We start from the raw sequence: 2,185 nt of genomic DNA, 5'->3' as shown, positions 1-2,185 counted from the left end.
CTGGTCTTCGCCGGCAACGTCGCCAGCAGGTAGGCCAGCGGAAAGCCCAGCAGCGAGGTCCAGAAGGGCAGCAGCACCAGGATCATCAGCAGGTTGCTGGTCTTCGCCGGCAACGTCGCCAGCAGGTAGGCCAGCGGAAAGCCCAGCGCCAGGCAGATGAGGGTGACACCACCGGCGATCACCATGGTGCGCTGGAAGACGGCCTGGTAGAGGCGGTCCTGCGAGTCGACGCGCTGGATCTCGCCATCCGCCCCACGCTCCATGTCCAGTGAGGCCAGCACGTAGCGGTCGGTGGTGGCCGGTGCGGCGCGCTGGATACCGAGCCAGGTGGCGGTCTCGCCCCAGGCGGGGTCGATCTCGATCAGGGTGGCGCTCCAGTCGTCGACGCCCTCCCCCGCCGCCGGCAGGCCGCGCAGGGTGCGCATCAGCAGCCCGCGATAGCCGGTGTCCTCATAGTTGAGACGACGACCGATGCGCCCCAGCCCCCCGCCCTGGCGGGAGTCGCGCAGCTCGGCGGCGAGGGCCGCCATGGCGGCTTCGTCGGGCAGTCCGTTGCCGTCCCACTGCCGCAACGCCGCCGCGGTCCGGGGCATCACCGATTCCAGCTCGCTGTTGTCCACGCTGCGCCACAGCATGCTGCCGATGGGCACCACGAAGACGACCACCAGGAACAGCGCCAGGGGAGCCACCAGGGCCACCGCCCGAAACTTGCGCCTCCGCTCGGCCCGCCGCAGCTGGGCCCTCAGGTTGCCGGCGGGCCTGGCCTCCGGCATCGACGCCGCGGTCGTGGTCATGGGGTCCTCCCGCTGAGCTCGGACGACTGCCGCGGCAGACCCGCGGCAGCAGAGAAGAGGGGCAGCGGCACCCGCCGCTGCCGGGGGTCAATCAGCGTGCCGCCCAGGCATTGAAGCGCTGCTCCAGCTCCTCGCCGAAATCGACCCAGAAGCCGGTATTGATGGCCAGCGCGCCCTCGAGGTTATCTTCATGGGTGGGCATGCGCTGCGCCTGCTCGTCATCCAGCTGGGCGATGGCGTCGGGATGCACCGGACCATAGGGAATCTCGCTGGAGTAGACCGCCTGGGTCTCCGGCTGGCTGGCGAAGGCGATGAAGTCGTAGGCCTCGTCGACCTGCTCGCTGCCGGCGACGATCGCCCAGTAGTCCAGGTCATAGAGGCTCTCGTTCCAGACGATCTCCAGGTTGTTGCCTTCCTCCTGAGCGGCGGCGATGCGGCCATTGTAGGAGGAGGTCATCACCACATCGCCGGCCACCAGCCACTGGGGCGGCTGGGCGCCGGCCTCCCACCACTGGATGTGCTCCTTGATCTCGTCGAGCTTGGCGAAGGCGCGGTCGACCCCCTCGTCGGTGGCCAGCACCTCGTAGACCTCCTCGGCGGCCACGCCATCGGCCATCAGCGCGAACTCCAGGGTGTACTTGGCGCCTCGGCGCAGCCCGCGAGTACCGGGGAACTGCTCGACGTCCCAGAAATCCGCCCAGGAGCCGGGCGCGGCGTCCAGGGCGTCGGCGTCATAGGCCAGCACCGTGGACCACACGAAGGTGCCCACGCCGCACTCGTCGACGGCCGAGTCGATCAGCTCGTCGGCAAGCCCGAGGCGATCCCAGTCGATGGGCTCGAATAATCCCTCGAAGCACCCGCGGGCCAGTTCCGGCGACTCCATCTCCACCAGATCCCAGCTGACGTTGCCGGTCTCGACCATGGCACGGATCCGCGACAGCTCACCGTTGTAGTCACCCGGTGTCAGGTCCACGCCGGTGCTCTCGGCGAAGGGGCCGTAGTAGGCCTTCTGCATGGCGTCCCCCGAAGCGCCACCGAAGGAGATCACTGTCAGCGCCTGGGCGTTGGCCGACAGGGCCAGGCCGGCAGCAAGCAGGCTGCCGACGGCGATACCGCGGGCCAGTGGCTTGAGGGTTGAAGGCTGATGGGTCATGGAACTCTCCCGATGCTTGTTGTGATGGTGGTTGTTGTGACGGTTGTTGTTGTGATTGTCGTGATGCCCTGGGAGTGGCGGCGACTACCGTCCCCCCGTGGCACTCCGGCGGGCCATCATCCTGGGCCGGGCATGTCCAGGGCGCGCACATCCTCGTCGCGCCAGCCGACCTCGATGACATCGCCCGGCCGCATGCTGCTCTGGACCTCGGCGACCGGAAGGCGCGCCACGAACTGGT

At 68.6% G+C, this 2,185-nt stretch carries 1 protein-coding gene and 1 pseudogene; both read right to left on the bottom strand.

Annotated features, from left to right (window positions below; genetic code table 11):
* A pseudogene (locus IBX53_RS16185) lies at positions 1-794 on the bottom strand (ABC transporter permease); the annotation flags it as partial.
* 91 nt (positions 795-885) lie between these two features.
* Entirely contained in the window at positions 886-1,947 is a 1,062-nt protein-coding gene (locus IBX53_RS16180) for an ABC transporter substrate-binding protein (RefSeq protein WP_290911433.1), read from the bottom strand.
* Between the last annotated feature and the right edge of the window lie 238 nt (positions 1,948-2,185).

The sequence above is a fragment of the Halomonas sp. genome (assembly GCF_014859505.1).
Taxonomy (GTDB): Bacteria; Pseudomonadota; Gammaproteobacteria; order Pseudomonadales; family Halomonadaceae; genus Halomonas.
The sequence above is the reverse complement of the archived record's forward strand: the minus strand, read 5'-3'. Positions and strand labels throughout refer to the sequence as shown.